The sequence below is a fragment of the Porphyrobacter sp. THAI-01a genome (genome assembly GCF_056868655.1).
Genome location: NZ_CP180579.1, coordinates 2205035 through 2231435 on the forward strand (window position 1 = coordinate 2205035; position 26401 = coordinate 2231435).

26 protein-coding genes are annotated in these 26401 nt (G+C 69.6%); 15 read left to right on the forward strand and 11 right to left on the reverse strand.

Going from position 1 to position 26401, the window contains the following annotated elements:
• Nucleotides 1-194: 194 nt before the first annotated feature.
• Both ACMX37_RS10760 and ACMX37_RS10765 read left to right on the forward strand, forming a co-directional pair.
• The gene (locus ACMX37_RS10760; RefSeq protein ID WP_483148395.1) at nucleotides 195-1631 is read left to right on the forward strand and encodes a sigma-54-dependent transcriptional regulator; all 1437 of its coding nucleotides are present in this window, start codon (nucleotides 195-197) and stop codon (nucleotides 1629-1631) included.
• 31 nt (nucleotides 1632-1662) lie between these two features.
• Nucleotides 1663-2421 (forward strand): SDR family NAD(P)-dependent oxidoreductase, encoded by a 759-nt coding sequence (locus ACMX37_RS10765; RefSeq protein ID WP_483145919.1) that lies wholly within the window; start codon nucleotides 1663-1665, stop codon nucleotides 2419-2421.
• Between the two features lie 4 nt (nucleotides 2422-2425).
• Here the strand turns inward: ACMX37_RS10765 and ACMX37_RS10770 are convergent, their stop codons facing one another.
• From ACMX37_RS10770 to ACMX37_RS10790, 5 genes are all read right to left on the reverse strand, one after another.
• A complete protein-coding gene (locus ACMX37_RS10770; RefSeq protein ID WP_483145920.1) occupies nucleotides 2426-3574 on the reverse strand; it encodes an alkaline phosphatase D family protein in 1149 nt (382 codons plus the stop codon).
• A gap of 313 nt (nucleotides 3575-3887) precedes the next feature.
• Nucleotides 3888-5000, reverse strand: a complete 1113-nt coding sequence (folP, locus tag ACMX37_RS10775; RefSeq protein WP_483145921.1) for a dihydropteroate synthase — start codon at nucleotides 4998-5000, stop codon at nucleotides 3888-3890.
• Between the two features lie 9 nt (nucleotides 5001-5009).
• Nucleotides 5010-6173: a DNA methyltransferase gene (locus tag ACMX37_RS10780; RefSeq protein WP_483145922.1), complete on the reverse strand. Its 1164-nt coding sequence runs from the start codon at nucleotides 6171-6173 to the stop codon at nucleotides 5010-5012.
• A 189-nt stretch (nucleotides 6174-6362) separates the two neighbouring features.
• Nucleotides 6363-7082 (reverse strand): hypothetical protein, encoded by a 720-nt coding sequence (locus tag ACMX37_RS10785; protein WP_483145923.1) that lies wholly within the window; start codon nucleotides 7080-7082, stop codon nucleotides 6363-6365.
• A 62-nt stretch (nucleotides 7083-7144) separates the two neighbouring features.
• Nucleotides 7145-7768 carry a ribonuclease HII gene (locus ACMX37_RS10790; protein WP_483145924.1) on the reverse strand — a complete coding sequence of 208 codons (624 nt, stop codon included), beginning with the start codon at nucleotides 7766-7768 and terminating at the stop codon, nucleotides 7145-7147.
• On the opposite strand from ACMX37_RS10790, the gene ACMX37_RS10795 reads away from it, so the two are divergent.
• The 6 genes from ACMX37_RS10795 to ACMX37_RS10820 all read left to right on the forward strand — a co-directional run bounded on the left by ACMX37_RS10795 (nucleotide 7767) and on the right by ACMX37_RS10820 (nucleotide 12673).
• Nucleotides 7767-8951 carry a PQQ-dependent sugar dehydrogenase gene (locus ACMX37_RS10795; RefSeq protein ID WP_483145925.1) on the forward strand — a complete coding sequence of 395 codons (1185 nt, stop codon included), beginning with the start codon at nucleotides 7767-7769 and terminating at the stop codon, nucleotides 8949-8951. The genes ACMX37_RS10790 and ACMX37_RS10795 overlap by 2 nt on opposite strands.
• Nucleotides 8951-9496, forward strand: a complete 546-nt coding sequence (locus ACMX37_RS10800) for a GNAT family N-acetyltransferase (protein WP_483145926.1) — start codon at nucleotides 8951-8953, stop codon at nucleotides 9494-9496. The genes ACMX37_RS10795 and ACMX37_RS10800 overlap by 1 nt, the downstream gene beginning before the upstream one ends.
• 54 nt (nucleotides 9497-9550) lie before the next feature.
• Entirely contained in the window at nucleotides 9551-10105 is a 555-nt protein-coding gene (locus ACMX37_RS10805) for a DUF1285 domain-containing protein (RefSeq protein ID WP_483145927.1), read from the forward strand.
• The gene (locus tag ACMX37_RS10810; RefSeq protein WP_483145928.1) at nucleotides 10102-10710 is read left to right on the forward strand and encodes a CoA pyrophosphatase; all 609 of its coding nucleotides are present in this window, start codon (nucleotides 10102-10104) and stop codon (nucleotides 10708-10710) included. The genes ACMX37_RS10805 and ACMX37_RS10810 overlap by 4 nt, the downstream gene beginning before the upstream one ends.
• Nucleotides 10700-11884 (forward strand): CCA tRNA nucleotidyltransferase, encoded by a 1185-nt coding sequence (locus ACMX37_RS10815; RefSeq protein WP_483145929.1) that lies wholly within the window; start codon nucleotides 10700-10702, stop codon nucleotides 11882-11884. Before ACMX37_RS10810 ends, ACMX37_RS10815 begins: the two co-directional genes overlap by 11 nt.
• 258 nt (nucleotides 11885-12142) lie before the next feature.
• Nucleotides 12143-12673 carry a hypothetical protein gene (locus tag ACMX37_RS10820; protein WP_483145930.1) on the forward strand — a complete coding sequence of 177 codons (531 nt, stop codon included), beginning with the start codon at nucleotides 12143-12145 and terminating at the stop codon, nucleotides 12671-12673.
• A 54-nt stretch (nucleotides 12674-12727) separates the two neighbouring features.
• Here the strand turns inward: ACMX37_RS10820 and parC are convergent, their stop codons facing one another.
• The gene (gene parC, locus ACMX37_RS10825) at nucleotides 12728-15037 is read right to left on the reverse strand and encodes a DNA topoisomerase IV subunit A (RefSeq protein WP_483145931.1); all 2310 of its coding nucleotides are present in this window, start codon (nucleotides 15035-15037) and stop codon (nucleotides 12728-12730) included.
• Between the two features lie 148 nt (nucleotides 15038-15185).
• On the opposite strand from parC, the gene ACMX37_RS10830 reads away from it, so the two are divergent.
• Together ACMX37_RS10830 and ACMX37_RS10835 are read left to right on the forward strand one after the other, a co-directional pair.
• A complete protein-coding gene (locus ACMX37_RS10830; RefSeq protein WP_483145932.1) occupies nucleotides 15186-15719 on the forward strand; it encodes a type 1 glutamine amidotransferase domain-containing protein in 534 nt (177 codons plus the stop codon).
• 16 nt (nucleotides 15720-15735) lie between these two features.
• On the forward strand, nucleotides 15736-16155 hold the full coding sequence (locus ACMX37_RS10835) for a YidH family protein (protein ID WP_483145933.1): 420 nt from the start codon (nucleotides 15736-15738) through the stop codon (nucleotides 16153-16155).
• A 6-nt stretch (nucleotides 16156-16161) separates the two neighbouring features.
• Here ACMX37_RS10835 and ACMX37_RS10840 read toward each other — a convergent pair whose 3' ends face one another.
• From ACMX37_RS10840 to ACMX37_RS10850, 3 genes are all read right to left on the reverse strand, one after another.
• Nucleotides 16162-16497: a 2Fe-2S iron-sulfur cluster-binding protein gene (locus tag ACMX37_RS10840; RefSeq protein WP_483145934.1), complete on the reverse strand. Its 336-nt coding sequence runs from the start codon at nucleotides 16495-16497 to the stop codon at nucleotides 16162-16164.
• Entirely contained in the window at nucleotides 16494-17588 is a 1095-nt protein-coding gene (locus ACMX37_RS10845; RefSeq protein ID WP_483145935.1) for a cysteine desulfurase family protein, read from the reverse strand. Before ACMX37_RS10845 ends, ACMX37_RS10840 begins: the two co-directional genes overlap by 4 nt.
• Before the next feature lie 107 nt (nucleotides 17589-17695).
• The gene (locus ACMX37_RS10850) at nucleotides 17696-18667 is read right to left on the reverse strand and encodes a cysteine desulfurase family protein (RefSeq protein WP_483148396.1); all 972 of its coding nucleotides are present in this window, start codon (nucleotides 18665-18667) and stop codon (nucleotides 17696-17698) included.
• Nucleotides 18668-18842: 175 nt separating this feature from the next.
• On the opposite strand from ACMX37_RS10850, the gene ACMX37_RS10855 reads away from it, so the two are divergent.
• Together ACMX37_RS10855 and ACMX37_RS10860 are read left to right on the forward strand one after the other, a co-directional pair.
• Nucleotides 18843-19499, forward strand: coding sequence for an alpha/beta hydrolase (locus tag ACMX37_RS10855; RefSeq protein ID WP_088913730.1), 657 nt, complete (start codon nucleotides 18843-18845; stop codon nucleotides 19497-19499).
• Between the two features lie 280 nt (nucleotides 19500-19779).
• Nucleotides 19780-20460 (forward strand): energy transducer TonB, encoded by a 681-nt coding sequence (locus ACMX37_RS10860; RefSeq protein WP_483145936.1) that lies wholly within the window; start codon nucleotides 19780-19782, stop codon nucleotides 20458-20460.
• 31 nt (nucleotides 20461-20491) lie between these two features.
• On the opposite strand, the gene ACMX37_RS10865 is transcribed toward ACMX37_RS10860, so the two are convergent.
• A complete protein-coding gene (locus tag ACMX37_RS10865) occupies nucleotides 20492-20704 on the reverse strand; it encodes a hypothetical protein (RefSeq protein ID WP_483145937.1) in 213 nt (70 codons plus the stop codon).
• A gap of 74 nt (nucleotides 20705-20778) precedes the next feature.
• Between ACMX37_RS10865 and ACMX37_RS10870 the strand changes: the two genes are divergently transcribed.
• The 3 genes from ACMX37_RS10870 (at nucleotide 20779) to ACMX37_RS10880 (ending at nucleotide 26028) form a co-directional block, all read left to right on the forward strand.
• Nucleotides 20779-22635 (forward strand): DUF885 domain-containing protein, encoded by a 1857-nt coding sequence (locus ACMX37_RS10870; RefSeq protein WP_483145938.1) that lies wholly within the window; start codon nucleotides 20779-20781, stop codon nucleotides 22633-22635.
• Between the two features lie 77 nt (nucleotides 22636-22712).
• Nucleotides 22713-24374 (forward strand): FAD-dependent oxidoreductase, encoded by a 1662-nt coding sequence (locus tag ACMX37_RS10875; protein WP_483145939.1) that lies wholly within the window; start codon nucleotides 22713-22715, stop codon nucleotides 24372-24374.
• Nucleotides 24375-24435: 61 nt separating this feature from the next.
• Complete coding sequence (locus ACMX37_RS10880) at nucleotides 24436-26028, forward strand: tetratricopeptide repeat protein (RefSeq protein ID WP_483145940.1); 1593 nt, start codon at nucleotides 24436-24438, stop codon at nucleotides 26026-26028.
• A gap of 18 nt (nucleotides 26029-26046) precedes the next feature.
• On the opposite strand, the gene ACMX37_RS10885 is transcribed toward ACMX37_RS10880, so the two are convergent.
• Nucleotides 26047-26370, reverse strand: coding sequence for a hypothetical protein (locus ACMX37_RS10885; protein ID WP_483145941.1), 324 nt, complete (start codon nucleotides 26368-26370; stop codon nucleotides 26047-26049).
• Between the last annotated feature and the right edge of the window lie 31 nt (nucleotides 26371-26401).

Sequence of the window (26401 nt, forward strand, 5' to 3'; positions counted from 1 at the left end):
CAGGGCGGCTATCTCAAGTCACCTTTAGTGAGAGTCTGACCCTTCCCCCGCCCGATGCCGCGCAGCCCCTGTCCCGCGACGGCACAGCCTTAATCGGGTCTTTACCTCCCCGCCTTATGGGTGCGCGGTGATGTCGTTTCCGGGCGCCCCGCCCGGACGAACGAGGGAGCCGAGCGGCACAGCTGATGGCAGAGATGGATTGCCTTCCCCACGCGCAGGAAGACGCGCGAATCGTCATGCTGATCGACGACGAGCCCGCCCAGTCGCGGCTCATCACCGCGATTGCCGCGCGCGACGGCTGGCGCACGATCGTAGCCCCCGATGCCGAGACCGCGATCGCCATGCTCGGCACGCGCGAGGGGATGCAGCTCTCCGCGATCCTGCTCGACCAGTGGGTGCCGGGCGACGATGCCTGCGCGCTGATCGCCGAGCTGAAGTCGCGCCGCCCCGCGCTCCCCATCCTGATGCTCACCACCAGCGCCTCGCCGCTGCTCGCCGTCGAGGCGATGCGCGCGGGCGCCAGCGACTATCTGGTCAAGCCCGTCTCGCCCGACCGGCTGATGGAGGCGCTGCGCACCGTCACCACCCGCGAGACCGCGCGCGACGAGCTCGCCCCGCTCACCGAGAAGATGTCGGCCAGTCTCGATTTCGACGCGATGATCGGCACCGCCCCGTCTTTCCGCGCCGCGCTCGCCCAGGCCGCCAAGGCCGCGCGCGGGCACGGCCATGTCCTGATCGAGGGCGAGAGCGGCACCGGCAAGGAAATGCTGATGCGCGCGATGCACGGCGCCTCCCCCCGCGCCAAGGACCCGCTGCGCATCATCAACCTCGCTTCGATCCCGCCCGGCTCGATCGATTCGGTGCTGTTCGGGCACGAGCCCGGCAGCTTCCCCGGCGCCTTCGATCGCCAGATCGGCGCCTTCCAGCATTGCGACGGCGGCACCCTGATCCTCGACGAGATCGACCGCCTCACTCCCGTCCTCCAGCAGCGCCTCGCAGAGGCGCTCGAGACCGGGATCATCCGCCCCGTGGGCGCGAGCTATGGCTTCCGGGTCGAGGTGCGTCTGCTGGTCACCAGCAATGTCGGGATCGACCGGATGGTGGAGGCCGGGCAGTTCGACGCGGCGCTCGCAGCCAAGCTCGGCGCGACCCGCATCGTCCTGCCTCCCCTTCGCGAGCGCACCGGCGACATCCCCGCCCTTACCCGCCACTTCCTCGCCCGTATCGGCGAGCAGCCGGGGCTCAACCACCTTTCGGTCAGCGACAGCGCGCTCGCCCTGCTTGCCGCCTACGACTGGCCGGGCAACGTCCGCCAGCTGCAATCGGTGCTGTTCCGCGCCGCGGTCTACTGCGAGGGCAATTCGCTCACCGCCGACAGCTTCCCGCAGCTCTCCGAGATGCTCGGCGAACAGGGCAGCATCACCAGCGCCAGCAGCCACGAGGGCGTGGGGATCATGCTCTACACCCCCGACGGCAACCTGCGCCCGCTCGAGGAGATCGAGGCCGACGTGATCCGCCTCGCCATCGGCCACTATCGCGGCCGCATGACCGAGGTGGCGCGCAGGCTCGGGATCGGGCGCTCGACGCTCTACCGCAAGCTCTCCGACCTCGGCATCGACAACGCTGCTTGATCGGCGCGGCCGTCGGCTCTAGCCGGGGGCAATGACCACACTTCAGGACTTCACCGGGCGCAGCGCGCTCGTCACCGGCGCGGCTTCGGGGATCGGAGCCGCTTGCGCGAAGGCGCTGGCCGCGCGGGGGGCGGCGCGGCTGTTCCTCGTCGACGTCGACGCGGCGGGGCTCGACGCGCTCGACCTGCCCGGCGAGGTCCACCGCATCACCGGCAGCGTAGCCGACGAGGCGCTGTGGCAGGCGCTCGAACCCCGCCTCGCCGGCCTCGACCACGCCGTCGTCAACGCCGGCATCGGCGCGGGCGGCCCGATCGCGGGCCTGTCGCTGGCCGAGTGGCGCCGGGTGATGGCCGTCAATCTCGACGGCGCCTTCATGACCCTTGCGACCGCGCTGCGGGCGATGGAGGGCAAGGCGGGCAGCGTCGTCGTGGTCGCCTCGACCACCGGTCTCAAGCCCGTCCCCGGTATCGGTCCCTACGGTGTCTCCAAGGCCGCGGTCGCCCACATGGCCCGCATCGCCGCCGCCGAGAACGCCAGAAAAGGCATCCGCGTCAATGCCATAGCTCCCGGCGGCGTCGACACCGCGATCTGGGAGAGCGGCGAGGACTTCAAGGCCTCGGTCGCCGCCATCGGCCGCGAGGCGACCCTCAAGGCCATGGCCAAGACCACCCCGCTGGGCCGCTTCGCCACCTCGGAGGAGATGGCCGACAGCATCTGCTACCTTCTGAGCGATGCCGCCGCCAATATCACCGGCCACGTGCTGGTGTCGGACGGCGGCTTCACGCTCTGACGGGTCACCAGTTGAAGGTCTGGCTCGCCAGCGTGGCGCTGGTGTTGCCCTTGAGCGTCAGCGTCAGCGCCTTCGCCTTCCAGTCGATGTCGACGAGGCCGTAGTTCTCGATCGGGAAGAACTTCGTCACGCGCGCCGGATCGGGCTCGCGCGCGGTGCTGCGCTCGATATCGTCCCCGAAGGCGAGGTTGAGCGAGGAGCTGGTCAGCTCCCACAGCGTCTCGCCCTTGTGCTCGGTCTTGTAGATGCCCGCCGCATGGCGATCGCCCGAGAGCAGCACCAGCCCGCTCGCCTCGCGGCGCCCCAGCAGGTCGAACAGCCGCGCGCGCTCCGCCGGGAAGTTGGTCCAGCCCTCGAACTGGTGCGCGGTGGTGATGACCTGGGTCGAGGAGACCACGATCCTGAGATCGGCGGGCTTGGCCAGCTCCTGTTCGAGCCACGCCCACTGCGCGGCCCCCAGCACGGTCTTTTCCGGGCTGTCGTCGGGCAGGTAGCCGCCGAGCGGCGGGCGGTCCTTGCTCCACGCTACACGCTTTAGGTCCGAACGGAAGAAGCGGGTGTCGAGCAGGATCACCTGCACGCGCCTGCCCTCGGGGCCGGTGATGGTGCTCTCGTAGACCCCGGGCCGCGCCTTCACCGCATCGGACGAGCGCCAGAAGCTCTCGAACAGCGCCTCGCCCCAGCGGCGCATAGGGAAGCTGGCCCCGGCATCGTTGAGGCCGAAATCATGGTCGTCCCAGGTCGCCATCATCGGGATCTTGGTGCGGAATTCGCGGAACTCGGGGTGCGAGGCCTGGAGCAGATAGGATTTGCGCAGGGACTCCAGCCCGGCGTCGGCATCCCAGCCGTTGTCGCCATAGACATTGTCGCCGATCATCAGGAACAGCTGCGGGTTCTGCGCGGCGATCTGCGCCCACATATGCTGCGGCGCGCTCTGGTGGTTGCAGCTGCCGAAGGCGATGCGGGTGAGCGTCGCGGCCGGGCTCAGCGCGGGCGTGGGCCCCGCATCGGGCATGGCGACCTGCTGGCGCAGGGCGGCGAAATAGGGCTCGAGCAGCTGGTCCGGGGTCACGGCGACCGGCGCCGGCGCCGCGCCGATGGCGGGGGCGGAAAGCCCGAGGGCGGTGGCAGCGAGCAGCAGCGAAGGGCGCATCGGGGAACTCCTTGAAACAACAGACATGACGTGGCCGTGCTGGCGACCTCCGATGACAGGGTTGCGACAGCGGGGTGCCTCCCGCCCCGCCTGCCCTGCCCGCTCGCCGCCGGCCGGGCGAAGTTTACAAAGTTGACAGTGTAAACTTCGATTTCCTACAGGTTTTCCGCTTTTCTTTCATCGCGTTATCCCCCAAAACCGAAATTGACACTGTGCGCGGCATTTTTCCGGGCGTCCCAGCCAGCGCAGGCGTCCCCGCGTCCGCCCTGCCTAGCGCACCGCCCCGGCGTAGGAAAGGGTCCGGCTGGCCTCCTCAGAGCGGCGGGAGCGCGCTGAAATCGGTGAGCGCCGCATCGCGCAGCCCGCGCCACACGTTTCTCGCCTGCACCGTCTCGGCGACATCGTGGACGCGCAGCAGATGGACGCCCGCGTCCATGCCCTTCACCGCGAGCGCGATCGAACCCGCCAGCCGCGCGCCCGCCTCCTCCTCGTGCGACAGCGCGCCGATCATGCGCTTGCGGCTCGCCCCCAGCATCAGCGGGCTGCCGAGCGCGTGGAACAGCGGCAGGGCATTGATCAGCGCGAGGTTCTCGGCGAGCGACTTGCCGAAACCGATGCCGGGATCGCAGATGATGCGGTCTGCTGCCACGCCGGCGGCGATGGCGCGGGCGCGGGCGGCCTTCAGGAAGTCGAAGACCTCGCTCACCACGTCGGCATAATCGCCGCCCTTGTGCAGATCCTCGCCGCTTCCGGGCGCGTGCATGAGGGTGACCGGGCAACCCTCGGTTGCGACCACCTCGATGCTGCGCGGATCGTAGCGCAGGGCCGAGACATCGTTCGCCATGTGCGCCCCCGCCGCGAGCCCCGCCGCCAGCACGCCCGCGCGGCGGGTGTCGAGGCTGATCGCGGCGCCCATCGCGGCGCAATAGGCGACTGCGGGGAGGATGCGGCCGATCTCCTCGTCCTCGAAGGTCGCCGAAGCCCCCGGGCGGGTGCTCTCCCCGCCGATGTCGATGATCGCCGCGCCCGCCTCGAGCATGGCGGCGGCATGGGCGCGGCCGGCCTCGGCCTCGTCGTGCCGGCCGCCGTCGGAGAAGCTGTCAGGGGTGACGTTGAGGATCCCCATCACCTGCGGCTGGTCGAGCCGCACGGTGCGCGCGCCCAGTTCCAGCGGCGGGTGGACCTTGGCGAGGTTCGCCCATTGCTCCGCGCCGTCCTGCGCGAGGCCGCCCGGAAGGCGCGCGATCGCCGCCTCGATCACTTCGCGGGTGCCCAAGGTCCGCTCGGCCACCTGCCCGCCCTCGCGCACCACAAGCGCGAACTCGCGCGCATAGGCCATGCTGCCACCGAGCCGCACCGCCCCGCCCTCGACCGCCTGCGGGCCGGAAACGAGGGTGAGCGGGTGGATGTAGACCGCGGCGGCCATGGCCCGCGATCAGTCCTCGGCGGCGAGCAGGTAGAGCTGGCGCGCAGCGTCGATCGGCTGCACGTTCGCGCCGCTCTCGTAGTGCCAGAAGGCCCAGCCGTTGCAGGACGGCGCGCCCTGGAGCTCCTTGCCGAGGCCGTGGATCGACCCGGTCTTGCCGCCGCACTCGAGCGAACCGTCGGTCCGCACCGTGGCGATCCAGCGGCGCTTCTTGTCGAACACCTCGGAGCCGGGCGGGATCAGCCCCGCCTCGACCACCGCCCCGAAGGCCACCTTGGGCGCGGTGCGGGGGCTCTGCATGGTCGTGAGCGCGCTTTCATCGAGCGGCAGTTCGCGGGCGATACGCTTGGTAGCGACCTCGCGGTAGACATCCTCGCGCTCGCAGCCGATCCATTCGCGCCCCAGACGCTTGGCCACCGCGCCGGTGGTGCCGGTCCCGAAGAAGGGATCGAGCACCACGTCGCCCTTCTCTGTCGTCGCCAGCAGCACGCGGTAGAGCAGCGCCTCGGGCTTCTGGGTGGGGTGCGCCTTCTTCCCGTTCTCCTTCAGCCGCTCGTTCCCCGAGCAGATCGGCAGCACCCAGTCGCTGCGCATCTGGAGCTCGTCGTTGAGCGTCTTCATCGCGCGGTAGTTGAAGTGGTAGCGCGCCTTTTCGCCCATGCTCGCCCAGATCAGCGTCTCGTGGGCGTTGGTGAAGCGGGTGCCCTTGAAGTTGGGCATGGGGTTGGTCTTGCGCCAGACGATGTCGTTGAGAATCCAGAAGCCCAGGTCCTGCAGGATCGCGCCGACGCGGAAGATGTTGTGGTACGAGCCGATCACCCACAGGGCGCCGTCGGGCTTCAGCACGCGGCGCGCCTCGGTCAGCCATTCGCGGGTGAACGTGTCGTAGGCCGCCATGCTGTCGAACCGGTCCCAGTGGTCGGTCACGGCATCGACATGGCTGCCATCCGGACGGTTGAGGTCTCCGCCGAGTTGCAGGTTGTAGGGCGGATCGGCGAAGACGAGGTCGATGCTCGCCGTGGGCAGCGAGCGCATCGCGGCGATGCAATCACCGGGCAGGATGCGGCCCAGCGGCAGATCGGGCGCGCGCACGATTTCCTGCGTCTTTTGAACGCTTTTCGCCCGCGACTTCACCTTGTCTATCACGCCCGCCACGTGGCCCTCGCCTCTCATGCATGGAACTTATCCACAGGCATGAGTCTTTGAAGAGTCCGCGTCAAGCCTCTAATTTTGCCCACCCTTTGCGGCAGGCAACGCCAGCGGCGCGGAACGAAACGAGTCCGGCACAAGATGTAGAGTCCTCCGCCACCCGGCGGACTCGATATGCGGGGGTGTGGCGCAAAGGACTCAAGCGCCGCGGCTTCAGTCCGCGAAGGGCCAGCCGAGCGTTTTGGCGAACAGCTTCTTGTGCCGCGCGTAGGCTTCCTCGCCGACGCACATTTGGCCGACATAATGCGCCATCGCCATGATCTTCGGGATCATCGCCACCCGCGCCGCATCCCATGCCGCGACCGCATCCCAGCTGAGGCTGGCGGCGGCCTTGGCCTTGGCCATCTCGGCATCCATCTCCCCGCGCAACTCGCCGAGCAGGCGCTCGAGCTGGGGGACGAAATCGGGCGGATAGCCGCCCGGGTGCTCGGGCAGGTCGAGCACGAAGCTCGACCGCTGGTCGGCAGCGAGCAGCAGGGTGTTCCACGGCTGCTGCGGCCACAGCCCGCAGGTCACCGCGAGCATGTGGCCGTAGGGACCGTTCCAGAGCGCCCACGGCAGCATCGCATAGGCGCACACGGTGGTGCCCACGGGAAGCTGGGAATTGACCCGCTCGAGGAACTGGCGCTGCCGGTCGATCTGCTCCTGCTGGAGCGCGTCGGCGCGTTCCTGGGTCATGCGGTGGTTGGCGGGCGAATCCGGCTGCATCCCCATCCCGCGCAGGGTGTCGCCCGCGGGCCCGTCCCACACCTCCTCGGGCAGGATGCGCCTGGCGGGCGCGTCGTTCGCAACCTCATGGGGCGCGGCGCGCGGGGCCACAGGCTGGCCGGCACCGGTCTGCTTGCGGCCGAAAACGGGACGATGGATGGTCATGACGCATTACCCTTTCGCGCCATGCTTAAGGGAAAAACCTGAAATCTTTATTGATTGTCGGTTCAGATCAGCTGGAGCTGCGCCACCGGCGCGAAGCTGCGGCGGTGGAGCGGGCTCGGCCCGTGGCGGCGCAGCGCCTCGAGGTGTTCCGCCGTGCCGTAGCCCTTGTTGCGCTCCCAGCCGTAATGGGGATGCGCGGCGGCGGCCTCGCACATCAGGCGGTCGCGCCATTCCTTGGCGATGATCGAGGCGGCGGAGATGCACGGCTCCAGCCCGTCTCCGCCGACGATCGCGCGCGCCGGCCAGCACCACCCGGCGCAGCGCCCGTGCGGGGTGAGGTTGCCGTCGATCAGCACCTCGCGCGTCTCGCAGCCCAGCGCCGCGGTGAGGCTCGCCACCGCGCGGGTCATCGCCAGCATCGTCGCCATGAAGATGTTGACCCGGTCGATCTCCTCCGGCTCGACCACCGCCACGGCCCAGCCGCAGCCCTGCCGGATCGCCGTGTCCAGCCGTGCGCGGCGGTTCGCCGAAAGCCGCTTGGAATCGTCGAGCCCTGCCGGTATCGCCGCACCCAGAACCACGGCCGCAGCCACCACCGGCCCGGCGAGCGGCCCGCGGCCAGCCTCGTCGACGCCGATCACCACCGGCTCGTCCCTGATCGCCAAAACCGGAGTGACCCCTATCATGATCCGTTCCGCCCGATTCCTCGCCGCCTTCTCTCTCCCGGCGCTGGCGCTGGCAAGCTGCGCCAATGCCGAAACCGGGGAAAGCGCCCAGTCCGCCGACACCGCCGCCACCGGCGCCGCAGCCGAGGGCAAGCCTTTCGCGGTCAGCGAGGTCGCGAGCTTCGAGGAACCCTGGGCGATTGCCTTCGCGCCCGGCACCCAGATGCTCTTCGTCACCGAGAAGTCGGGGACGCTCAAGGTGCTCGACGCCGCCAGCGGCAAGGTGGGCACGGTCGCCGGCGCGCCGCAGGTCGATTACGGCGGCCAAGGCGGGCTCGGCGAGGTCGCTTTCCTCCCGGCCGAGGCGGGCAAGCCGCTTGACGGGCGCACGATCTACCTGAGCTGGGCCGAGGCCGGCGAGGGCGATACGCGCGGCGCGGCAGTCGGCCGGGGCACGCTGGCCTGCACCGCGGTCGATTCCTGCGCGGTGGAAGGCCTGTCGGTGATCTGGCGACAGACCCCCAAGGTCACGGGCCGCGGCCACTATTCGCACCGCATCGCCTTCTCGCCCGACGGCCAGTATCTCTTCATCGCCAGCGGCGAGCGGCAGAAGATGCAGCCCTCGCAGGAGACCGGCAACACGCTCGGCAAGATCGTGCGCCTGAACCTCGACGGCACGCCTGCCGCGGGCAACCCGATTGCCGACCAGGGCGGGGTGAATGCCGAGATCTGGTCGTGGGGCCACCGCAACATCCTCGGCATGGACTGGGATGCGCAAGGCCGCCTGTGGGAGGTCGAGCGCGGGCCGGCGGGCGGTGACGAGCTCAACCTCGTCAAGCCCGGCGCCAATTACGGCTGGCCGGTGCGCTCCAACGGGGAGCATTACAACGGAGATCCGATCCCCGATCACGAGCCCTCGGACGGCTTCGCCCAGCCCGCGGCGAGCTGGACCCCGGTGATCGCGCCGGGCGACATGCTGTTCTACTCCGGCGACCTGTTCGCCGCGTGGAAGGGCCAGGCGCTGATGCCGGGGCTCAAGCCGCAGGCGCTGATCGCGGTCGCCATCGAGGGCGAGACCGCGCGCGAGACGGCACGCTACGATTTCGGCAAGCGCCTGCGCGCAATCGCGCAAGGGCCCGACGGCGCGGTGTGGATCGCCGAGGACGGCAAGGGCGCCAAGCTGCTGAAGCTGACCCCGCGCTGATGGCCGCTCTCCCCCGCGCGGCCGAGACCGCGACCATCATCCCGCTCGAGGCGGTCGATCCCGCCATGATCGAGGAAGTGCTCGACCGCGCCTTCGGGCCGGATCGCCATGCGCGCACCGCCTATCGCATCCGGGAGGGCATGGACTGGCTGCCCGGCCTCAGCCTCGCCGCGCTCGATGCGGACGAGATGCTGGTGGCGACGATCCAGTGCTGGCCGATCGGGTTGCAGACGAAAAAGGGGCAGGTGCCGCTGGTGATGGTCGGACCGGTCGCCGTCGTCCCCGAACGGCAGGGCGAGGGTTTCGGCATCGGCCTGATGAGCGCCATGCTCGCCGAGGACGCGCGGCTCGCCGCCACCGGTGGTCGCGCCCTCCCGCAGGTGCTGATCGGGGATGCGGAGTATTACGGTCGCTGGGGCTTTTCCGCCGCGATGACGGGCGGCTGGCGCTGCCCGGGCCCCTATGAACAGCACCGCCTGCTCGCCCGCGGCCACGGGCTTGCCGCCATGCCGGCGGAAGGCATGCTGGGGCCGTGGGAGGGCTAGGGGGGAGATAACCCCTTCACCTTGCGCGCCCCATCTGTCATCCCTGCCTGCGCCATGCCCTACGAACCGCCCCCGCACCTTGCCGGCCTGACGCTCTCCGAGATTGCCGCGCTGGTGGCCGACCGCAAGCTCCCGCCGGTCGAGAGCTGGGCGCCGCAGAAAGTGGGCGAGAGCCACATGGTGATCGCTGCCGACGGGACCTGGTTCCACGAGGGCGGGCCGATCCGCCGCGAGGCGATGGTGCGCGCCTTCGCGGGCCTGCTGACCCGCGACGAGGCCGGGCACCACTGGCTTGTCACCCCCTTCGAGAAGCTCGCCATCGAGGTCGAGGACGCCGCCTTCATCGCGGTCGACTGCGTGCGCGCCGAGGGGGCCCTCGCCTTCCGGCTCAACACCGACGACATCGTCATCGCCGGGCCCGATCATGCCCTGCGCGCTGCCGGCACGGCCGAGGAACCGGCGCTCTACCTCCACGTGCGGCGCGGCTGCGAGGCGCGGCTCAACCGTTCGACCTGGGCGCAGCTCGCCGAAATCGCGCTGGCGGAGGGGGCGGAGGAAAACGGCTGGCTGGTCGAGAGCCAGGGCGAGGCCTTCCGCCTGCTGCCATGAGCATCCTTGCCCCCCTCTCGCGCGCCTTTGCCGAGGGCCATGCGCGCGACATCCCCGATCTGCTGAGCGACGCGCAGTTCGCCCGCGATGGCCGCGCGACGCCGGCCGCGGTGCTGATCGCGATCACCGACGTGGCAGACGATCCACAGGTGATCCTCACCCAGCGCCCCCGCGCGATGCGCGACCACCCGGGGCAGGTCGCCTTCCCCGGCGGCAAGATCGATCCGGGCGAGGATGCCGTCACCGCCGCCCTGCGCGAGGCCGAGGAGGAGCTCGCCCTCCCCCGCAGCGCGGTGCAGGTGATCGGCACCAGCGATGTCTATCACACCGGCACCGGCTTCGTGGTGACGCCGGTGGTGGGCGTGGTGCCGCACGGCCTGCCGCTCGTGCCCAACCCGCAGGAGGTCGAGGCATGGTTCGAGGCGCCGCTCGCCCTGCTGCTCGATCCCGCCAGCTGGACCACCAACGAGACATTCTGGCGGGGGGCGACGCGGCGCTATCTCGAGCTTGAATGGCAGGGCTTCCGCATCTGGGGCGTGACGGCGGCGATCATGGCCAACCTGTCGCGGCGGATCACGCTGGAGGCGCTGCGCGATGCTGCGTGATCTGGCCGAAGCCGACTGGACCCGCCGCGAGGGTCTCGTAGCGCTGACGGCGGCGCTGGGGGCCGAGAACATCCGCTGGGTCGGCGGGGCGGTGCGCGACGGGCTACTGGGCGTCGCCGTGGCGGACGTCGATTGCGCCACCAAGCTCATGCCCGCCGAGGTCATTGCCGCCTGCGGGCGCGCCGGCATCCGCACCGTGCCGACCGGGATCGAGCACGGCACCGTCACCGCGATCCTGAAGGACGGCCCGGTCGAGGTCACCACCCTGCGCCGCGATGTCGCCACCGACGGACGGCGCGCCACGATCGCCTTCGCATCCGACTGGCCCGAGGATGCCGCAAGGCGCGATTTCACGATCAACGCGCTCTATGCCCATCCCGAGACGCTGGAGATCGACGACTGGTTCGGCGGGCGCGAGGATCTTGCCGCCGGGCGGGTGCGCTTCATCGGCGAGGCGGCGGCGCGGATCGCCGAGGATCACCTCAGGATCCTGCGCTACTACCGCTTCCAGACCCGCTTCGGCGCCGATCTCGATCAGGAGGCCGAGGATGCCTGCGCGGCGCTGGCGCATACGCTGAAGGGCCTCAGCCGCGAGCGCATCGCGGCCGAGCTGCTGGCCCTGCTCGCCCTGCCCGATCCCCATCCGACGCTCGAACGGATGCGGGCGCGTGGGGTGCTCGGCGTGATCCTGCCCGAGGCCTGCGCGCCGCAGCTCGCCGCCCTCGCCCGCCTGATCGCCGCCGAGCGGGAACAGGGTTTCGCGCCCGATCCGGTGCGGCGCCTCGCCGCCCTGCTGCCGCCCTCGGCTGACGTGGCCGAGACCGTCGCCGCCCGCCTGCGGCTGTCCAAGGCCCAGCGCGGCCGTCTCGTCGCTGCCGCCGAGCGCGCGCCCGAAGATGCGGCCGCGCCGCTGGCGCTCGCCTATCGCCTGACCCCGCCGGTCGCGGCCGACCGCCTGCTGCTGGCGGGTGCCGATGCGCGCGCCGTGGCGCAGTGGAGCGTCCCCGTCTTCCCGCTCAAGGGCGGCGCGATCGTTGCGCGGGGCGTGAGCGCGGGGCCATCCGTCGCGCGTATCCTTCAGGCTGTCGAGGCACGCTGGGTCGCCGAGGGTTTCCCCGATGGGGAGCGGATCGAGGCGCTGCTCGCCGAGGAACTGGACAAGGCGCGCGCCTGACCCCCGTGCCGGGGCGAACGGGGCCAAAACCGCGACGGATGTGCCCCGCTCCGGTTGCCGCGCGTGTCTCACGCAGGTTAGCATCAGGCCTGCGGGCCAGACCGGGACGCAGCCCCAAGAAGGCGCACCGGTCACTCTCCCCGGCCTTGTCGGCCCCTCGCCGCGGTGTCCTTCCCGAACCGCTCGCGCCCGCGATCCCCTGCCGGTCGTGCCGTTCCCGCGGCACGGCTCCCGGCCACAAGAGTACGGAGTTGAAAGATGAAAACCCTCAAGCTGGCGCTGCTTGCCGGCGCTCTTGCCGTCACCCCCGCGGCGGCCATGGCGCAGGACGTCGGCGCGACGATCTACGGCAATGACGGCAACCCGGTGGGCACCGTTTCCGAAATCGATGATCAGGTGGTGGTGATCGACACCGGCAAGCACAAGGCGGCGGTGCCGGTGAGCATGCTCTACGACGCCGATGCCGGCAAGAGCGTCAACGCCACCCGCGACCAGGTCGACACGATGATGGACCAGCGCGTCGCCGAGGCGAACGCCAAGCGCGATGCGGCGCTGGTCGTGGGCGCGAGCGTCGTCTCTGCCGGCGGCCGCGATGTCGGCAAGCTGACCGAGGTCGACCTTGCCGCCGACCGCATCCTGCTCGAGAGCCCGCAGGGCAAGCTCCAGATGCGCAAGGAACACTTCGCGGTGAACCCGCAGGGCCAGCTGGCGGTGCTCTACAGCCGCGAGCAGATCGCCAGCGCGGCCACGGGCGGCGGCGCGGCGAAGACCACCGGCGGCGCCTCCTGAGGTTTCGTCAGGGTCGCAGAAGGACTGCGGGAGCATGCCGCTCCCGCAGTCGCTTCAGCCGAACTTGCCGGACTTGGGGAAGCCCTGCGGCGGCATCCGTCCGGCAGCGCCGCGCGCCACCTTCCACATGCGGATTTCGGTCTCCGTTCGGGTGCGCTCGCCCGATCCGCCCATCTGCCAGCTGAGCCCGTCGGCGAGCACGAAGGTCGTCGCGTCCGACAGCCCCCCGTCGCGGTAGCGTTGCAGCTGGACGCCCTGCCCGCGCGACATGACGGGCAGTTCCTCGAGATTGAACACCACCAGCTTGCGGTTCTCGCCAACGACCGCGACGTGATCGTGACCCTCGCCGATCGGGCGGATCACCGCTAGCCGCGCCCCATCCTTGAGATTGACCACCTGCCGGCCCTTGCGGGTCTCGGCCAGCAGCTCGTTCGTCTCGGCGACGAAGCCCTTGCCGTGGTTCGAGGCGAGCAGCAGGCGGCCGCCCGGCTTGTGGACCATCATCGCGCTGACGCTGGCCTCGCTCTCGAGGTCGATCATGGTGCGCACCGGCTCGCCGAAGCCACGCGCGCCGGGGAGCTTGTCGCAGCCCAGGGTGAAGAAGCGCCCGTCCGAGGCGGCCAGCAGCAGCTTGTCGGTGGTCTGCGCGTGGCAGATGAAGGCGAGGCCGTCGCCCTCCTTGTACTTGAACTCCTGGTCGAGCGGCACGTGCCCGGAGGCCGCGCGGATCCAGCCCTTCTGGCTGAGGATCACGGTGACGGGCGCTTTCTCGATCATCGCGTCCATGCTGAACTCGACGGTGGCAGCGGCTTCCGCGATCAGCGTGCGGCGCTTCCCTAGTGCCGTGTCCTCGGCATAGTCCTTGCGCAGATTGCGCAGATCGCGCTTCAGCCGGGTGCGCTGCCGCGCCGGGCTTTCGAGCAGCTTCTCGAGCTCGTCCTGCTCGGCCAGCAGTTCGTCCTGCTCCTTCCTGAGCTGCATTTCCTCGAGCTTGCGCAAGGACCGCAGCCGCATGTTGAGGATCGCCTCGGCCTGGCGGTCGGTGAGGTCGAATTCCGCCATCATCACCGGCTTGGGCTCGTCCTCGGTGCGGATGATCTCGATCACCCGGTCGAGATTGAGGAAGGCGATGATGTAGCCGCGCACCAGCTCCAGCCGGTCGGCGATCTTGGCGAGCCGGTGCCTGGCGCGGCGCTGGAGGATGTCGATCTGCGCGAAGGTCCAGCTCTCGAGCAGTTCCTTCAGCCCCATCACCATCGGCGTCCGCCCCAGCCCGGGCGGGGCGTCGAGCACGTTCATGTTGAGGCTGAAGCGCGTCTCGAGGTCGGTGAGCTTGAACAGGCTCTCCTTGAGCAGTTCGGGATCGACATTGCGGCTCTTGGGGACGATGACGATCCGGATCGCCTCGTCGCTCTCGTCGCGCACGTCCTCGAGGATCGGGAGCTTCCTGTCGGCGATGGCCTGCGCGATCTGCTCGATCAGCTTGGACTTGGGCACCTGGTAGGGAATTTCCGAGATCACCAGCTGCCACTGGCCGCCGCCGAGCCGCTCGATCCCGGCCTCGACGTCGGCGGGGTCCTTCGCCTCGGGCGCAAGGAACCGCCCGCGCAGGCGGAAGGCGCCGCGGCCGGTGCGATAGGCTTCGGAGATGACCGCGGGGCTGTCGATCACGTGGCCGCCGGTGGCGAAATCGGGGCCGTGGAACAGCTCCATCAGCCGTTCATGCGTGACAGAGGGGTTGTCGATCAGTTCCAGCGTCGCATCGATGACCTCGGCGACGTTGTGGCTGGGAATGCTGGTCGCCATCCCCACCGCGATCCCGCTCGCGCCGTTGGCGAGGAGATTGGGGAACAGCCCGGGGAAGATCTCGGGCTCGATCTCCTCGCCGTTGTAGGTGGGCAGGAAATCGACCGTGCCCTCGTCGAGGCCCGCCATCAGCTCCAAGGCGGTCTTCGTCAGGCGCGCTTCGGTGTAGCGGTAGGCGGCGGCGTTGTCCCCGTCGACATTGCCGAAGTTCCCCTGCCCCTCGACCAGCGGATACCTCAGGGCGAAGTCCTGCGCGAGGCGCACCATCGCGTCATAGACCGAGGCATCGCCATGCGGGTGATACTTGCCGATCACGTCGCCGACCACGCGGGCGGATTTCTTGAAGGCGCTCGAAGGGTCGAGCTTCAGCTGCCGCATCGCCCACAGCAGGCGGCGGTGGACCGGCTTCAGCCCGTCCCGCAGATCGGGCAGCGAACGCGCGGTGATCGTCGAGAGGGCATAGACGAGGTAACGCTCCGACAGCGCGGCATCGAAGGGCGCATCGACGATCGCGTCGAAACCATCGTCGGGCGTGTCGGTGATGGTGGGATCGGACATGGACTTCGTCTAGCAACCCGCGCGGGCGCGAGGGAGAGGGCTTTCCACAGGGAAAGCGGCCCGCCGCGCGCCGTAGCCGCCCTGACCCGCCCGAAGGAACTGCATGTGCGAGGCGCGACTAGCCTCGATCTTCACAAGGAGAATTTCCATGCAGCGCGTCCTCATCATCGCCACCGACGGCTTTGAACAGTCCGAACTCGAAAAACCGCGCGACCTGCTGGTCGAAGCGGGCGCCGAGGTCACCATCGCCAGCATCGAACCCGGCGAGATCCGCGGCTGGGACAAGAAGGACTGGGGCCAGACCGTGCCGGTCGACCTGACCATCGGCGAGGTCTCGGTCGACGACTACGACGCCCTGCTGCTCCCGGGCGGCCAGATCAATCCCGATGTCCTGCGTACCCATCGCAAGGTGATCGACCTGGTGCGCGCCTTCGATGCCGCCGAAAAGCCGATCGCGGCGATCTGCCATGCGCCCTGGCTGCTGGCCGAGGCCGATCTGATCGAGGGGCGCACGGTCACCGGCTGGCCCTCGATCCGCACCGATCTCGTCAATGCCGGCGCGGCGGTGGTCGACGAGGAGGTGGTCGTCGACGAGAATCTCATAACAAGCCGCAAGCCGGGCGACATTCCCGCCTTTACCGAGGCGCTGATGGCGGCGCTCGACATGGCGCCTGCCGACTGAGCCTGCGCTGGCGGCAATGGGAGAGGCGGACGCTGACGAGAACGGGCGCAACGGCCTCGCCGAGCAGCGCACCGACTGGGCGGAACGGCGCACGGACTGGGCCGAGGACCGCACCATCATGGCGAACGAGCGCACCTTCGCCGGATGGATGCGCACGGGCCTTGCCGCGGTCGGCATCGGGCTCGGCTTCAACGCGCTGTTCGGACGGCTCGATCCGCCCTGGATACCGCGCGCGCTGGCGAGCGTCTTCATCCTCGTCGCCATCGCGATCTTCTACGCCGCGCAGCGCAAGGCGGCGGAGGTGGCCGACCGGCTCGAGTGCCACAAGGCCCGGCCTATGCGGGGGCTGACGCTCAAGCTGGTGGCAGGCGCGCTGATGGTGGCGAGCGCGGGGCTAGTGGCGGCGATCTGGCTGCTCGATCTGCGCCCGGAATAGCGAGGGCTACATCCGCCGCAGATCGTTGCTTTCGGCGGGGACGGAGACGGTCAGCCCGTCGAGGTCCGGCGTCAGTTCGATCTGGCACGACAGGCGCGAGGTGCGCCGCGCGCCGGCGGCGAAATCGAGCATGTCCTCCTCCTCCTCCGAGGCGGGCGGCAGGCGGTCGAACCACTCGGGGGCGACGATCACGTGGCAGGTCGAGCACGCCATCTGCCCCTCGCAGGTGCCCTCCAGGGGGAGCCCCGCCGCCTGGCCTGCGCGCAGCAGGTTGTCGCCGCTTTCCGCCGCAGTCTGGACGGCTTTCCCGCGCGGATCGATGAAGGTCAGGGTGATGCTCACAGGCCTTGCTCCTTCGCGCCCGCGAGAATCGCGGCGGCGGCGGTCTCGATGTCCTGCCGGGTCGTATAGCGTCCGAAACCGAGGCGGATAGAGGACTTTGCCTCGGCCTCGCTCAGCCCGATCGCGCGCAGCACATGGCTGGGCCGGCCCGATCCGCTGGCGCAGGCGCTGCCGGCGGAGAACATCACCTGACGGCAGTCGCTCATCAGCCGGGCGACGTCGAGACCGTCCTTCCTGATGTTGAGATTGCCGTGCCAGCGATCGACCGCGCTGCCGTTCAGCTCCCACCCGGCGAAAGCCTCCCGCGCCATGGTCCAGAGCTGTTCCACGTGAAACATCTGCTCCGACAGGCTCTCCTGCGCGACCTGCGCCGCCGCGCCGAAACCGGCGCACAGCGCGGGCGAGAGCGTGCCCGAGCGCAGCCCCCCTTCCTGCCCGCCGCCGTGCAACAGGGGGGCGACGACAGCGCCATGACCCACCCACAAGGCGCCGATGCCCTTGGGACCGTGGCACTTGTGGGCGGAGATTGCGATGTAATCGGCCGCGACCTCGACCGGCACCCGGCCATAGGCCTGCACCGCATCGACCAGCACCCTCGCCCCGACCGACCGCGCGATCTCGACCACGGCGGCGAGCGGATTGCGCACCCCGATCTCGTTGTTGATCGCCATGACCGCGACAAGACCTGTCGATGACGTGACATGACCGGCCAACGCATCGACATCGGCGCGCCCATCGGGCGTCACGGGGAGCACCGTGAAGCGCCGCCCCTGCGCCTCGACCGCCCGCCGGCAATCGAGCACCGCGGCGTGCTCGGTGGCGAAGGTGACGACGTCGCCGGGGGTGCCCTGCAGCACCATGTTGATCGCCTCGGTCGCGCCGCTCGTGAAGACCAGCTGGCCGCCCGCGGGCAGCAGCGCCGCGACCCGTTCGCGCGCGGTCTCGACCGCCGCGGCGGCCATGCGGCCCATGCGGTGCGCGCTGTGCGGGTTGCCGAAGGTGTCGTCGGCAGGTCCGCCGAGCCAGCGCAGCATCGCCTCGCGCGCTTCGGGCGCGAGCGGGGTGGTGGCCTGGTAGTCGAGGTAGATCATGCCCCTGCCCCTACCCGTTCGTGCCGAGCTTGTCGAAGCACCGTTCTTCTTTGTGCGCTTTGGTCCGAAAGGAAAGACGGCCCTTCTACAAGCTCAGGGCGAACGGTTCAGGTCAGCGAAGCCCACGCATCCGCGAACCGCTCCAGTTCCTCGGGCGTGGTCGACCACCCGAGGCTCACCCGGATGGTGCGCGCGGCGACATCATCAGGCACCCCGAAGGCATCGAGCACCCGGCTTTTCTTGAGAGTCCCCGAAGAACATGCGCTCCCAGCCGAAACGGCAAAGCCCATGGCGTCGAGCCGGATCAGCAGGGCCTGCGCGCTCATCGTGGGGTGGGCGACGGACAGGATGTAGTCGCACTGATAGCCCGGTTCGATCAGCTCACCCGTAGAGCGCAAGGCCGCACGGAAATCGAGCTGCGGGGAAGCATCGGCGCGCCAGTCATCCGCCAGCGCCGCCTCCAGCGCCGCGGCCATGCCCATCGCGCCGGGCAGGTTCTCCGTCCCTTGCCGGTAGCCGCGTTCATGCCCGCCGACGGGATCGAGCAGACCGAAATCGCGCAGCAGCAGCGCGCCGATACCGATCGGTCCGCCAAACTTGTGGGCAGAGATCACCAGCATGTCCGCATCCGGCAAGGCAAGCTTGCCTGCGCTTTGGGAGCAATCGACAAGCATCTGCCCGCCCTGCGCGCGGACAGTTTCAAGCAGGGTGTTACGCACGTAGGGCAGCAGGATCGTTCCGGTTTCTGAATTGACGTGCTGCACCGCGACGAGCGCGCTTGCGCAATCGGGGAGCGTGTCAGGATCGACCTCGCCATCGACCACCGACACAACCTCGGCATTCGGCGCTGCCCTAAACACCGCATCATGCTCGACCGCGCTGACGATCCGTCGCTCCACCTTCGCGCGGTTGAGCGCAATCCACAGGGCCTCGCTCGCCCCGGAGGTGAAGATCAGCTCCCCCTCCCACCCCAGCGCGCGCTTGATCCGCTCGCGCGCATGCTCCAGCGCCGCCCGCGCGCGGCGCCCCTCTGCGTGGGGGCTGGAGGGGTTCGCCCACAGCCTGAATCCCTCCTCCATCGCCGCCTTGGCCTCCGGGCGCAGGGGCGAGGTGGCGGCGTGGTCGAGGTAGACCCGTTCGGGAATGATGCCTGTCCTCGTGAAAAAATTGCGATTTGCGGGGCCCAGCCTATATAGGCGCACAATGGCGAGCGCCACCCGGCGGCTCGCGATCCCTCACGCCTAAGGTCGATCAATGCCGTCCGTCATCTTTCCCGGCCCAGAGGGCCGTCTCGAAGGCCGTTTCTCCCCGCCCCCGCGCCCGCGCGCGCCGGTCGCGATGATCCTCCATCCGCACCCCGAAGGCGGGGGCACGATGAACGACCGGATCGTGCAGCGGCTCTACAAGACCTTTGCGGATCGCGGCTTTGCGACTTTGCGCTTCAACTTCCGCGGCGTGGGGCGCTCGCAGGGGAGCTTCGACAGCGGGATCGGCGAGCTTTCGGACGCGGCCAGCGCGCTCGACTGGGTGCAGTCGATCCACCCCGAGGCGCAGAGCACCTGGATCGCGGGCTACAGCTTCGGCGCGCTGATCGGGATGCAGCTCTTGATGCGCCGCCCGGAAGTGCGCGGCTTCATCTCGGTCGCGCCGCCCGCCAACATGTACGATTTCTCCTTCCTCGCCCCCTGCCCCGCTTCGGGCATCTTCCTGCAGGGCGCGGCGGACACGGTGGTGCAGCCCAATGCGGTGCAGAAGCTGGTCGACAAGCTGCGCACCCAGAAGCACATCACCATCCACCACGAGGAAATCCCGCGCGCCAACCACTTCTTCGAGAACGAGCTCGAGGAACTGATGCGCGCGGTCGACAACTATCTCGACTTCCGCCTCTCGCCGGATTGCCCGATCAGGTGACGCGTTCTTGTGTGCTGCACGCCCTCCGGCGTGCAGTCCTCGGCGCTGTTCCTCCCCCCGGATCAAGTCCGGGGTCCGGGCGCCTGCGGCTCGCGCGCGTGCGCTCGCGATTTTCTCTACTGATTTGATTGCAAAAAATACGGTATTGAAAAGCAACGCGAAACTGCTTCGCCCCTAGCAAAAGTCATAGTATTCTCCGAGGCGAGCGGGGCCGGCGTGCCGTGCTTGCGAAAGGTGCTCCGGCCACCGCTCCCACGTGATGGAGAGAGGAGCACCCCCTATGACCTATGCTTCTGCCAACCGCCGCCCCAACCCCGCCGCTCTTGCCGGCGCGCTCGGCATTCCCGGCGCCTTCGGCGCACTGCTGGTGGTGGGCCTTGCGGTGACGGTGGCGACCGCGCCCGACAAGCCGCGACTGGAAGGGCGGCAGATCGCCGACATCCCCCTGCCCCCGCCGCCCCCGCCTCCGCCCGATCCGCCCCCCAGCGACAGCACGCCGAAGACTCCGGCGAACCCCTCCGGCCCGACGACCATCGGACCGCGGGACGTGACGATCGGCGATCCGGTGCTGATCCCGCTGCCCTGGCCGGGCGAGGTGGTGGTCGGCAACGGCGCGGGTTCGGGCGATGCGATCATCCCGCAGCCGACCCCGGGCACCACGCCCTTCAAGCCGGTGGGCGCGGCGCCGCGCAACAATCCCGGGCGCTGGGTGACCAACGACGACTACCGCCCGCGCTGGATCCGCGAGGACATGGCCGGGACCGCCGCCTTCACCCTCGCGATCGATGCGGGCGGGAAGGTGACGGGCTGCACCGTCACCCGCTCGACCGGGCACGCCCCGCTCGATGCGGCGACCTGCGAGCTGGTGACGAAGCGCGCCCGCTTCGATGCGGCGCGCGACAGCAGCGGCAGGCCGGTCGCGGGCAGCTATTCCGGCAGCGTCACCTGGCAGATCCCCTGACCGGGTGACGGGGCGCGCCGGGGGAGGAGGATCATTCTTCCCCGGCGGCCCTGATCTGCTCGATCGGTGCCTCGCCCGTCGCGGTGGGGAGCGTCCAGATCAGCACGTTCGCCACCGCGATCACCGCCAGCAGCACCATCAGCGCGGGGTTCCTGACCTCGCCGGTGCGCCGCCACAGGACGAAGGCCCCCGCCACCAGCGCCAGCGCGGCGAGCATCACGATCGAGAGCACGATATCGGTCATGGCGCGCGCCTTAGCGTGGGAGCGAGGGCCGGCGCAATTGACTTGCGCGCGAGGCCTCGCCACACCTTCGCGCCATGAGAGAGAGCACCATCGCCGTCACCCGCCGCCAGACCCTTGCAGGGCTGGCCGGCACCTCCGCCATCGCCCTGCTGCCCGCCTGCGCCGCGCGCACCGCTGCGCCCGCGACCGCCGCCGCGCCCGCATCGCTCGCCGGGCTCGATCCCGACGCGGCGCTCGACAAGGTCGCCTACCGGATGCTCGCCCACGAGCCGGGCCGCGCCACGGGCCTTGGGGTCGACACGGGCGAATACGCCGCCTGGCGCTCGACCTTCGGGACCCCCGGCGAGGCCGGGCGCGAGGCCTATGCGGGAACCCTCAAGGAACTCGTCGCCGAGGTGCGCACCTACCCGCGTGAGGGCCTCACGAGCGACCAGCAGATCGGTTTCGAGGTCGTCGAGACGGCCTTCACCAGCGCGCTCGAGGGCATGGCCCAGCCCTATGGCGATGTTGCGGTCGGCAGCTGGCGCAACGCGCCCTATGTCGTGATCCAGAATGTCGGCGGCTATATCGACCTTCCGCGCTTCTTCGGCTCGGGACAGCCGCTCAAGACGAGCGAGGACATCGGCCCCTACATGGACCGCCTCGCGGAAGTCCCGGCGATCCTCGACGGCGAACTCCAGCGCATCCGTGATGCGCGCGGCGAGGGCCTGGTGCCGCCCGCCTTCCTGCTCGACAAGGCGATCGCCCAGATGGAGGCGAGCATCGGCGCGGCGAAGGAGAGCTATGCCGGGCCGCTCGAAGGCTCGGGCATCGCCGGCGCGGACAAGGCGGCCGGCCAGGCCGAACGCATCGCCGCCAGCGGCATCGTCCCCGCGCTCGAGCGCCAGCTCGCGGAACTCAAGGTCCAGCGCGCCGCCGCCAAGGATGCGGCCGGGATGTGGGCGCAGCCCGGCGGGGAGGCCTATTACGACTGGGCGATCCGCGCCTCGACCACCACCCGCATGACCCCCGACGAGATCCACCGGCAGGGGCTCGACGAGCTGCGCACGCTCCACGGGCGGATGGACCCGATCCTCAGGGAAATCGGCTACACCAAGGGCAGCGTCGGCGAACGGATGCGCGCGCTGGCGGAAGACCCGCGCTACCAGTTCGCCGAGGGCGATCCGGGCCGCGCGGAGATCTTCGCCTTCATCAACGAGCGCGTGGCGTGGATCAAGTCGCAGATGCCGCGCGCCTTCAACCGGCTGGTCGATCCGCCGCTCGAAGTGCGCCGCCTGCCGCTGACCGAGGAGCCCGGCGCCCCCGGGGCCTATGGCGGCGCGGGGAGCAAGGACGGTTCGATCCCGGGCCGGTTCTGGATCAACCTCAGGACCACCGACCTGCACCGCAAGTACGACCTTGCCGACCTCACCTTCCACGAATCGATCCCCGGTCACGTGTGGGAGGGCGAGTTCTCCAACCGCCTGCCGCTGATCCGCTCGATCCTCGCCTTCAACGCCTTCTCCGAAGGCTGGGCGCTCTACGCCGAGCAGATCGCCGACGAGCTGGGCGCCTATGACGAATTCAAGGTCGGGCGGCTGGGATACCTGCAATCCCTCGCCTTCCGCGCCTGCCGGCTGGTGGTCGACACCGGCCTGCACGCCAAGCGCTGGACGCGCGAGCAGGGCCGCCAGTTCTTCGTCGAGGAAAACGGCTCGAAGGTCGAGGAGGTCGCCTCCGAGGTCGACCGCTATTGCAGCTGGCCCGGGCAAGCCTGCGGCTACAAGATCGGCCATTCCGAGATCGTCCGCCAGCGCGCCCGGGCGCAGGCGGAGCTGGGCGCGAAATACGATTTCAAGGCCTTCAACACCGCCGTGGTGCTGGGCGGCAATGCACCGCTTTCCGTGATGGCGAACACCGTGGGCCGCTACATCGCGCAGGCGAAGGCCTAGTCGGGGGGGCAAGGCTCCCCCTTCCCATCGCGCGCCCCTGACCCCATCTTGCAACCTTCGGGCGGCAGGAGGCGGACATGGAATCTCTCGGACAGGACCTTGAAACCATGCGCCGGGTGCCGCTGGCGCCCGCCCATGTCGATGCCATTTGCGCGATCGGGGGCGAGAAGTTCTACCCCGCCGGCGCCATCGTCATGGACATCGGCGAGCCGATGGACCGCTTCGTCTACGTGCTCGACGGCGAGATCGAGGTGGTCAATCCCTACACCGGCGAACGCCTGCTTGCATCCGCGCTCGGCCCCACGCAGTTCATGGGCGAGATCGCCTTCCTGAACCGCGGCACCAATTACCTGAAGATGCGCGCGGCGGTGGATACCCGCGTGATCGAGGCCCCGCGCGAGGGCGTGCTCGAACTGATGAGCCGCATCCCCGAACTCAGCGACCACCTCATCACGGTCTTCGCCGCGCGCCGCCGCAAGCAGTTCGAGCTCGGCAATGCCGCGGTCAAGGTGATCGGCGCCGACCGCGACGCCAGGGTGCAGGCGGTGGAACGCTTCCTGTCGAGGAACCGCATCCCCTTCAAGAGCTTCGATCTCGACGCCTCGGACGCGCAGACGGTGGAAGTGTGCTCGCTGGTCGGCAGTGAGCCCGCCGTCCTGCTCGGCGCGGGCACCCGGCTGGAGGACCCGACCCCGCGCAAGGTCGCGCAATATCTCGGGCTCGATCTCGATATCTGTTCGCGCCGGACCTACGACCTCGTGATCGTCGGCGGGGGCCCCGCGGGCGTGGCGGCGGCGGTCTATGCGGGCTCCGAGGGGATCGAGGCGCTGGTGGTCGAGGATACCGCCGTGGGCGGGCAGGCCGGCACATCGAGCCGGATCGAGAACTACATGGGCTTTCCGACCGGCATCAGCGGCACCGACCTCACCTGGCGCGGACAGGTGCAGGCGATGAAGTTCGGCACCCGTTTCGTCATGCCCCGACGGGTCGAGGCGATGAGCCGCCGCGAAGACGGGGCCTATTGCCTGACGCTCGATGACGGCGACGAGCTCTGCGCCCGCGCGGTGCTGATCGCGACCGGGGTGCAGTACCGCCGCCTGCCGATCGACAACCTCGAGGCGCTCGAGGGCGCGGGCATCTTCTACTCGGCGACCGAGATGGAGGCGCGTTTCTGCTCGCATACCGAGGCAGTGGTGATCGGCGGCGGCAATTCGGCGGGGCAGGCGGCGATGTATCTCAGCCGCGCGGCCGCCCACGTGCACCTCGTGGTGCGATCGGGCAGCCTCGCCGCCTCGATGTCGAGCTACCTGATGCAGCGGCTCGAGGCGGATCCGCGCGTGACGATCCACTATCATTCGGAGGTCACCGCCCTCCACGGCGAAAGCTGGCTCGAAGGCATCACCCTGAAGACCGGCGAGAGCGAGCAGCGGATCGACACCCGCGCGCTGTTCATCATGATCGGCGCGGCGCCCAACACCGGCTGGCTCTCGGGCCTTGCCGAAACCGACGCCAAGGGCTTCGTCCTCACCGGCGCGGCCGCCGGGCAGGCCGACGACTACGCCACCACCGCGCCCGGCATCTTCGCTGTGGGCGACGTGCGCGCGGGCTCCGTCAAGCGGGTCGCGAGCGCGGTCGGCGAGGGTTCGGTGGTGGTCAGCCGCATCTGGCAATATCTCGAGGACACGCGGCCCCACGCGGAGGCAGGCATTTCGCCGCAAGCCTCTGGTGTCGCGCGGTAAAACCGATATGTTCGAGCCGATCGTCCGGGTGTCGCAGACCGGACGGGAGGGGACGCACGCCATGATTTCCGGACTTTACCGCCTGCTGCTCGCGGCCCTCGTGGCGGTCGCAGCCGCAGCGCCCGCCTCCGCCGAATGGTACGAAGCCTCGAGCGACCACTTCGTCATCTATGCCGACGACCGCGAAGGCGACATCCGGATCTTCGCCGAGAACCTCGAACGCTATCACAGCGCCATCGCCGCGCTGACCGGGCGCACGGTGGAGAAGCCCAGCCCCTCCAACCGGGTGACGATCTTCGTGGTCGGCGGGCAGCGCGACATGCGGGCGCTGACCGGCGGGAACCGCTATGTCGGGGGCTTCTACATCCCGCGCGCCGGGGCGAGCCGCGCCTTCGTGCAGGACATCCGCAACCAGAGGGGCTACCCGCATTTCTCCACCATCGTGCTGCTGCACGAATATGCGCACCACTTCTTCATCTCCTCCTCGCGCTTTCCCCTGTCGCGCTGGCTAAGCGAGGGTTCGGCGGAGTTCTTCGCGGCGGCGAGCTTCAATAGCGACGGCAGCCTGCTGATCGGCCGCGCCGCGCAGCACCGCGGGCCCGAGCTGCTGCTCGCCGATCCGGTCCACGTGCGCGAGCTGCTCGACCCGGCGCTCTACGAGAAGCAGCGCGGCAAGGGCTATGACGCCTTCTATGGCAAGAGCTGGCTGCTCTATCACTTCCTGACCTTCAACCCGGACCGCAGAGGCCAGATCGAGCAGTATCAGGTCAACCTGATCAACGGCATGGCCCCGCTCGCAGCGGGCGAGGCCGCCTTCGGCGATCTCGATGCGCTGGAGCGCCAGCTGGGCTCCTATCTGCGCGCCAAGACGATGATGACCTTCGTCCTGCCGCCCGAGAAGCTGAGCACCGGCAGCACGATCGCGCTGCGCAAGCTGCCGGCGGGCGAGGCGGCGATGATGCCGCTGGTGATCCGCTCGCAGCGCGGCGTCAACGAGAAGGAGGCGGCCGAAATCCTCGTCGAGGCGCGCGCCGTGGCGGCGAAGTATCCTGACGACCCGGGGGTGCTCGCCGCGCTTGCCGAGGCGGAGTACGATGCCGGCAACGATGCCGAGGCGATCGCCGCCGCCGACAAGGCGATCGCCGCCGATCCCTCGCGCACCAATGCCTATGTCCAGAAGGGCTTCGCCCTGTTCCGCCGCGCCCGCAAGGCCGAGGACAAGCGGGCGGCCTATGACGAGGCGATGCAGCCGTTCCAGGCGCTGAACGCGGTCGAGAACGACCACCCCCTGCCGCTGATCCACTACTACCGCAGCTATGCCGAGCGCGGCGCGGTGCCGCCCGAGGGCGCACGCGCGGCGCTGGAGCGCGCCTCGCAGCTCGCCCCCTTCGACCAGGGCTTGCAGATCAACACGGCGGTGATGCTGGTGCGCGAGGGCAAGCTCGATCTGGCGCGCGATTACCTCGCACCGCTTGCCGCCAACCCGCACGGCGGGCCCTTGGCGGGCCGGGCCAAGGCGCTCGCCGACATCCTCGCCAAGGCGCCGGAAGGCGCAACAATCGACGCGGAGAGCCTGCTCGCCGGCGAAACGGGCGAGGCGGAGGAAGCCGACGGGGCGGAGGATTCGGACGCCGGGCCCGAGCCTGCCGCCTGACGCCGCGGCCCTTGTGCGTTAGCTCTTGCCGAACAGCTTTCCGGCCATGCCCATGATGTCGTCGAGCGGATTGCCGTCCTTGTCCAGGTCGAGCATCGAGGCGAAGTGGGCGAGCGAGCCCTCGCCGCCGATCGCGGCGACCACCTGATTGAGGATGTCGGGGCTGAGGCCGGTCTTCTCGGCCGCCAGCTGCACCGTGTCGCCCTCCAGCACGTGGGTCTTGCCGAGCGCGGCGATCGCCTGTTCGGCCATGGCCGGGTCGATGCCGATCTTGGCCGCGAGGTTCACCACATCGTCCGGCGCGCCGCCGATGTTCTTCAGGATGCCGTCGAGAATGCTCATGTCGCGTCTCCCCTGCGCTGATTCGCGGCCG

What these genes read in the sequence shown, in the direction of transcription:
- ACMX37_RS10760 (WP_483148395.1), top strand. Translation starts at nt 195, where the DNA reads ATGGATTGCCTTCCCCACGCGCAGGAAGACGCGCGAATCGTCATGCTG.
- ACMX37_RS10765 (WP_483145919.1), top strand. Translation starts at nt 1,663, where the DNA reads ATGACCACACTTCAGGACTTCACCGGGCGCAGCGCGCTCGTCACCGGC.
- ACMX37_RS10770 (WP_483145920.1), bottom strand. Translation starts at nt 3,574, where the DNA reads ATGCGCCCTTCGCTGCTGCTCGCTGCCACCGCCCTCGGGCTTTCCGCC.
- folP (WP_483145921.1), bottom strand. Translation starts at nt 5,000, where the DNA reads ATGGCCGCCGCGGTCTACATCCACCCGCTCACCCTCGTTTCCGGCCCG.
- ACMX37_RS10780 (WP_483145922.1), bottom strand. Translation starts at nt 6,173, where the DNA reads ATGAGAGGCGAGGGCCACGTGGCGGGCGTGATAGACAAGGTGAAGTCG.
- ACMX37_RS10785 (WP_483145923.1), bottom strand. Translation starts at nt 7,082, where the DNA reads ATGACCATCCATCGTCCCGTTTTCGGCCGCAAGCAGACCGGTGCCGGC.
- ACMX37_RS10795 (WP_483145925.1), top strand. Translation starts at nt 7,767, where the DNA reads ATGATCCGTTCCGCCCGATTCCTCGCCGCCTTCTCTCTCCCGGCGCTG.
- ACMX37_RS10790 (WP_483145924.1), bottom strand. Translation starts at nt 7,768, where the DNA reads ATGATAGGGGTCACTCCGGTTTTGGCGATCAGGGACGAGCCGGTGGTG.
- ACMX37_RS10800 (WP_483145926.1), top strand. Translation starts at nt 8,951, where the DNA reads ATGGCCGCTCTCCCCCGCGCGGCCGAGACCGCGACCATCATCCCGCTC.
- ACMX37_RS10805 (WP_483145927.1), top strand. Translation starts at nt 9,551, where the DNA reads ATGCCCTACGAACCGCCCCCGCACCTTGCCGGCCTGACGCTCTCCGAG.
- ACMX37_RS10810 (WP_483145928.1), top strand. Translation starts at nt 10,102, where the DNA reads ATGAGCATCCTTGCCCCCCTCTCGCGCGCCTTTGCCGAGGGCCATGCG.
- ACMX37_RS10815 (WP_483145929.1), top strand. Translation starts at nt 10,700, where the DNA reads ATGCTGCGTGATCTGGCCGAAGCCGACTGGACCCGCCGCGAGGGTCTC.
- ACMX37_RS10820 (WP_483145930.1), top strand. Translation starts at nt 12,143, where the DNA reads ATGAAAACCCTCAAGCTGGCGCTGCTTGCCGGCGCTCTTGCCGTCACC.
- parC (WP_483145931.1), bottom strand. Translation starts at nt 15,037, where the DNA reads ATGTCCGATCCCACCATCACCGACACGCCCGACGATGGTTTCGACGCG.
- ACMX37_RS10830 (WP_483145932.1), top strand. Translation starts at nt 15,186, where the DNA reads ATGCAGCGCGTCCTCATCATCGCCACCGACGGCTTTGAACAGTCCGAA.
- ACMX37_RS10835 (WP_483145933.1), top strand. Translation starts at nt 15,736, where the DNA reads ATGGGAGAGGCGGACGCTGACGAGAACGGGCGCAACGGCCTCGCCGAG.
- ACMX37_RS10845 (WP_483145935.1), bottom strand. Translation starts at nt 17,588, where the DNA reads ATGATCTACCTCGACTACCAGGCCACCACCCCGCTCGCGCCCGAAGCG.
- ACMX37_RS10850 (WP_483148396.1), bottom strand. Translation starts at nt 18,667, where the DNA reads ATGGAGGAGGGATTCAGGCTGTGGGCGAACCCCTCCAGCCCCCACGCA.
- ACMX37_RS10855 (WP_088913730.1), top strand. Translation starts at nt 18,843, where the DNA reads ATGCCGTCCGTCATCTTTCCCGGCCCAGAGGGCCGTCTCGAAGGCCGT.
- ACMX37_RS10860 (WP_483145936.1), top strand. Translation starts at nt 19,780, where the DNA reads ATGACCTATGCTTCTGCCAACCGCCGCCCCAACCCCGCCGCTCTTGCC.
- ACMX37_RS10865 (WP_483145937.1), bottom strand. Translation starts at nt 20,704, where the DNA reads ATGACCGATATCGTGCTCTCGATCGTGATGCTCGCCGCGCTGGCGCTG.
- ACMX37_RS10870 (WP_483145938.1), top strand. Translation starts at nt 20,779, where the DNA reads ATGAGAGAGAGCACCATCGCCGTCACCCGCCGCCAGACCCTTGCAGGG.
- ACMX37_RS10875 (WP_483145939.1), top strand. Translation starts at nt 22,713, where the DNA reads ATGGAATCTCTCGGACAGGACCTTGAAACCATGCGCCGGGTGCCGCTG.
- ACMX37_RS10880 (WP_483145940.1), top strand. Translation starts at nt 24,436, where the DNA reads ATGATTTCCGGACTTTACCGCCTGCTGCTCGCGGCCCTCGTGGCGGTC.
- ACMX37_RS10885 (WP_483145941.1), bottom strand. Translation starts at nt 26,370, where the DNA reads ATGAGCATTCTCGACGGCATCCTGAAGAACATCGGCGGCGCGCCGGAC.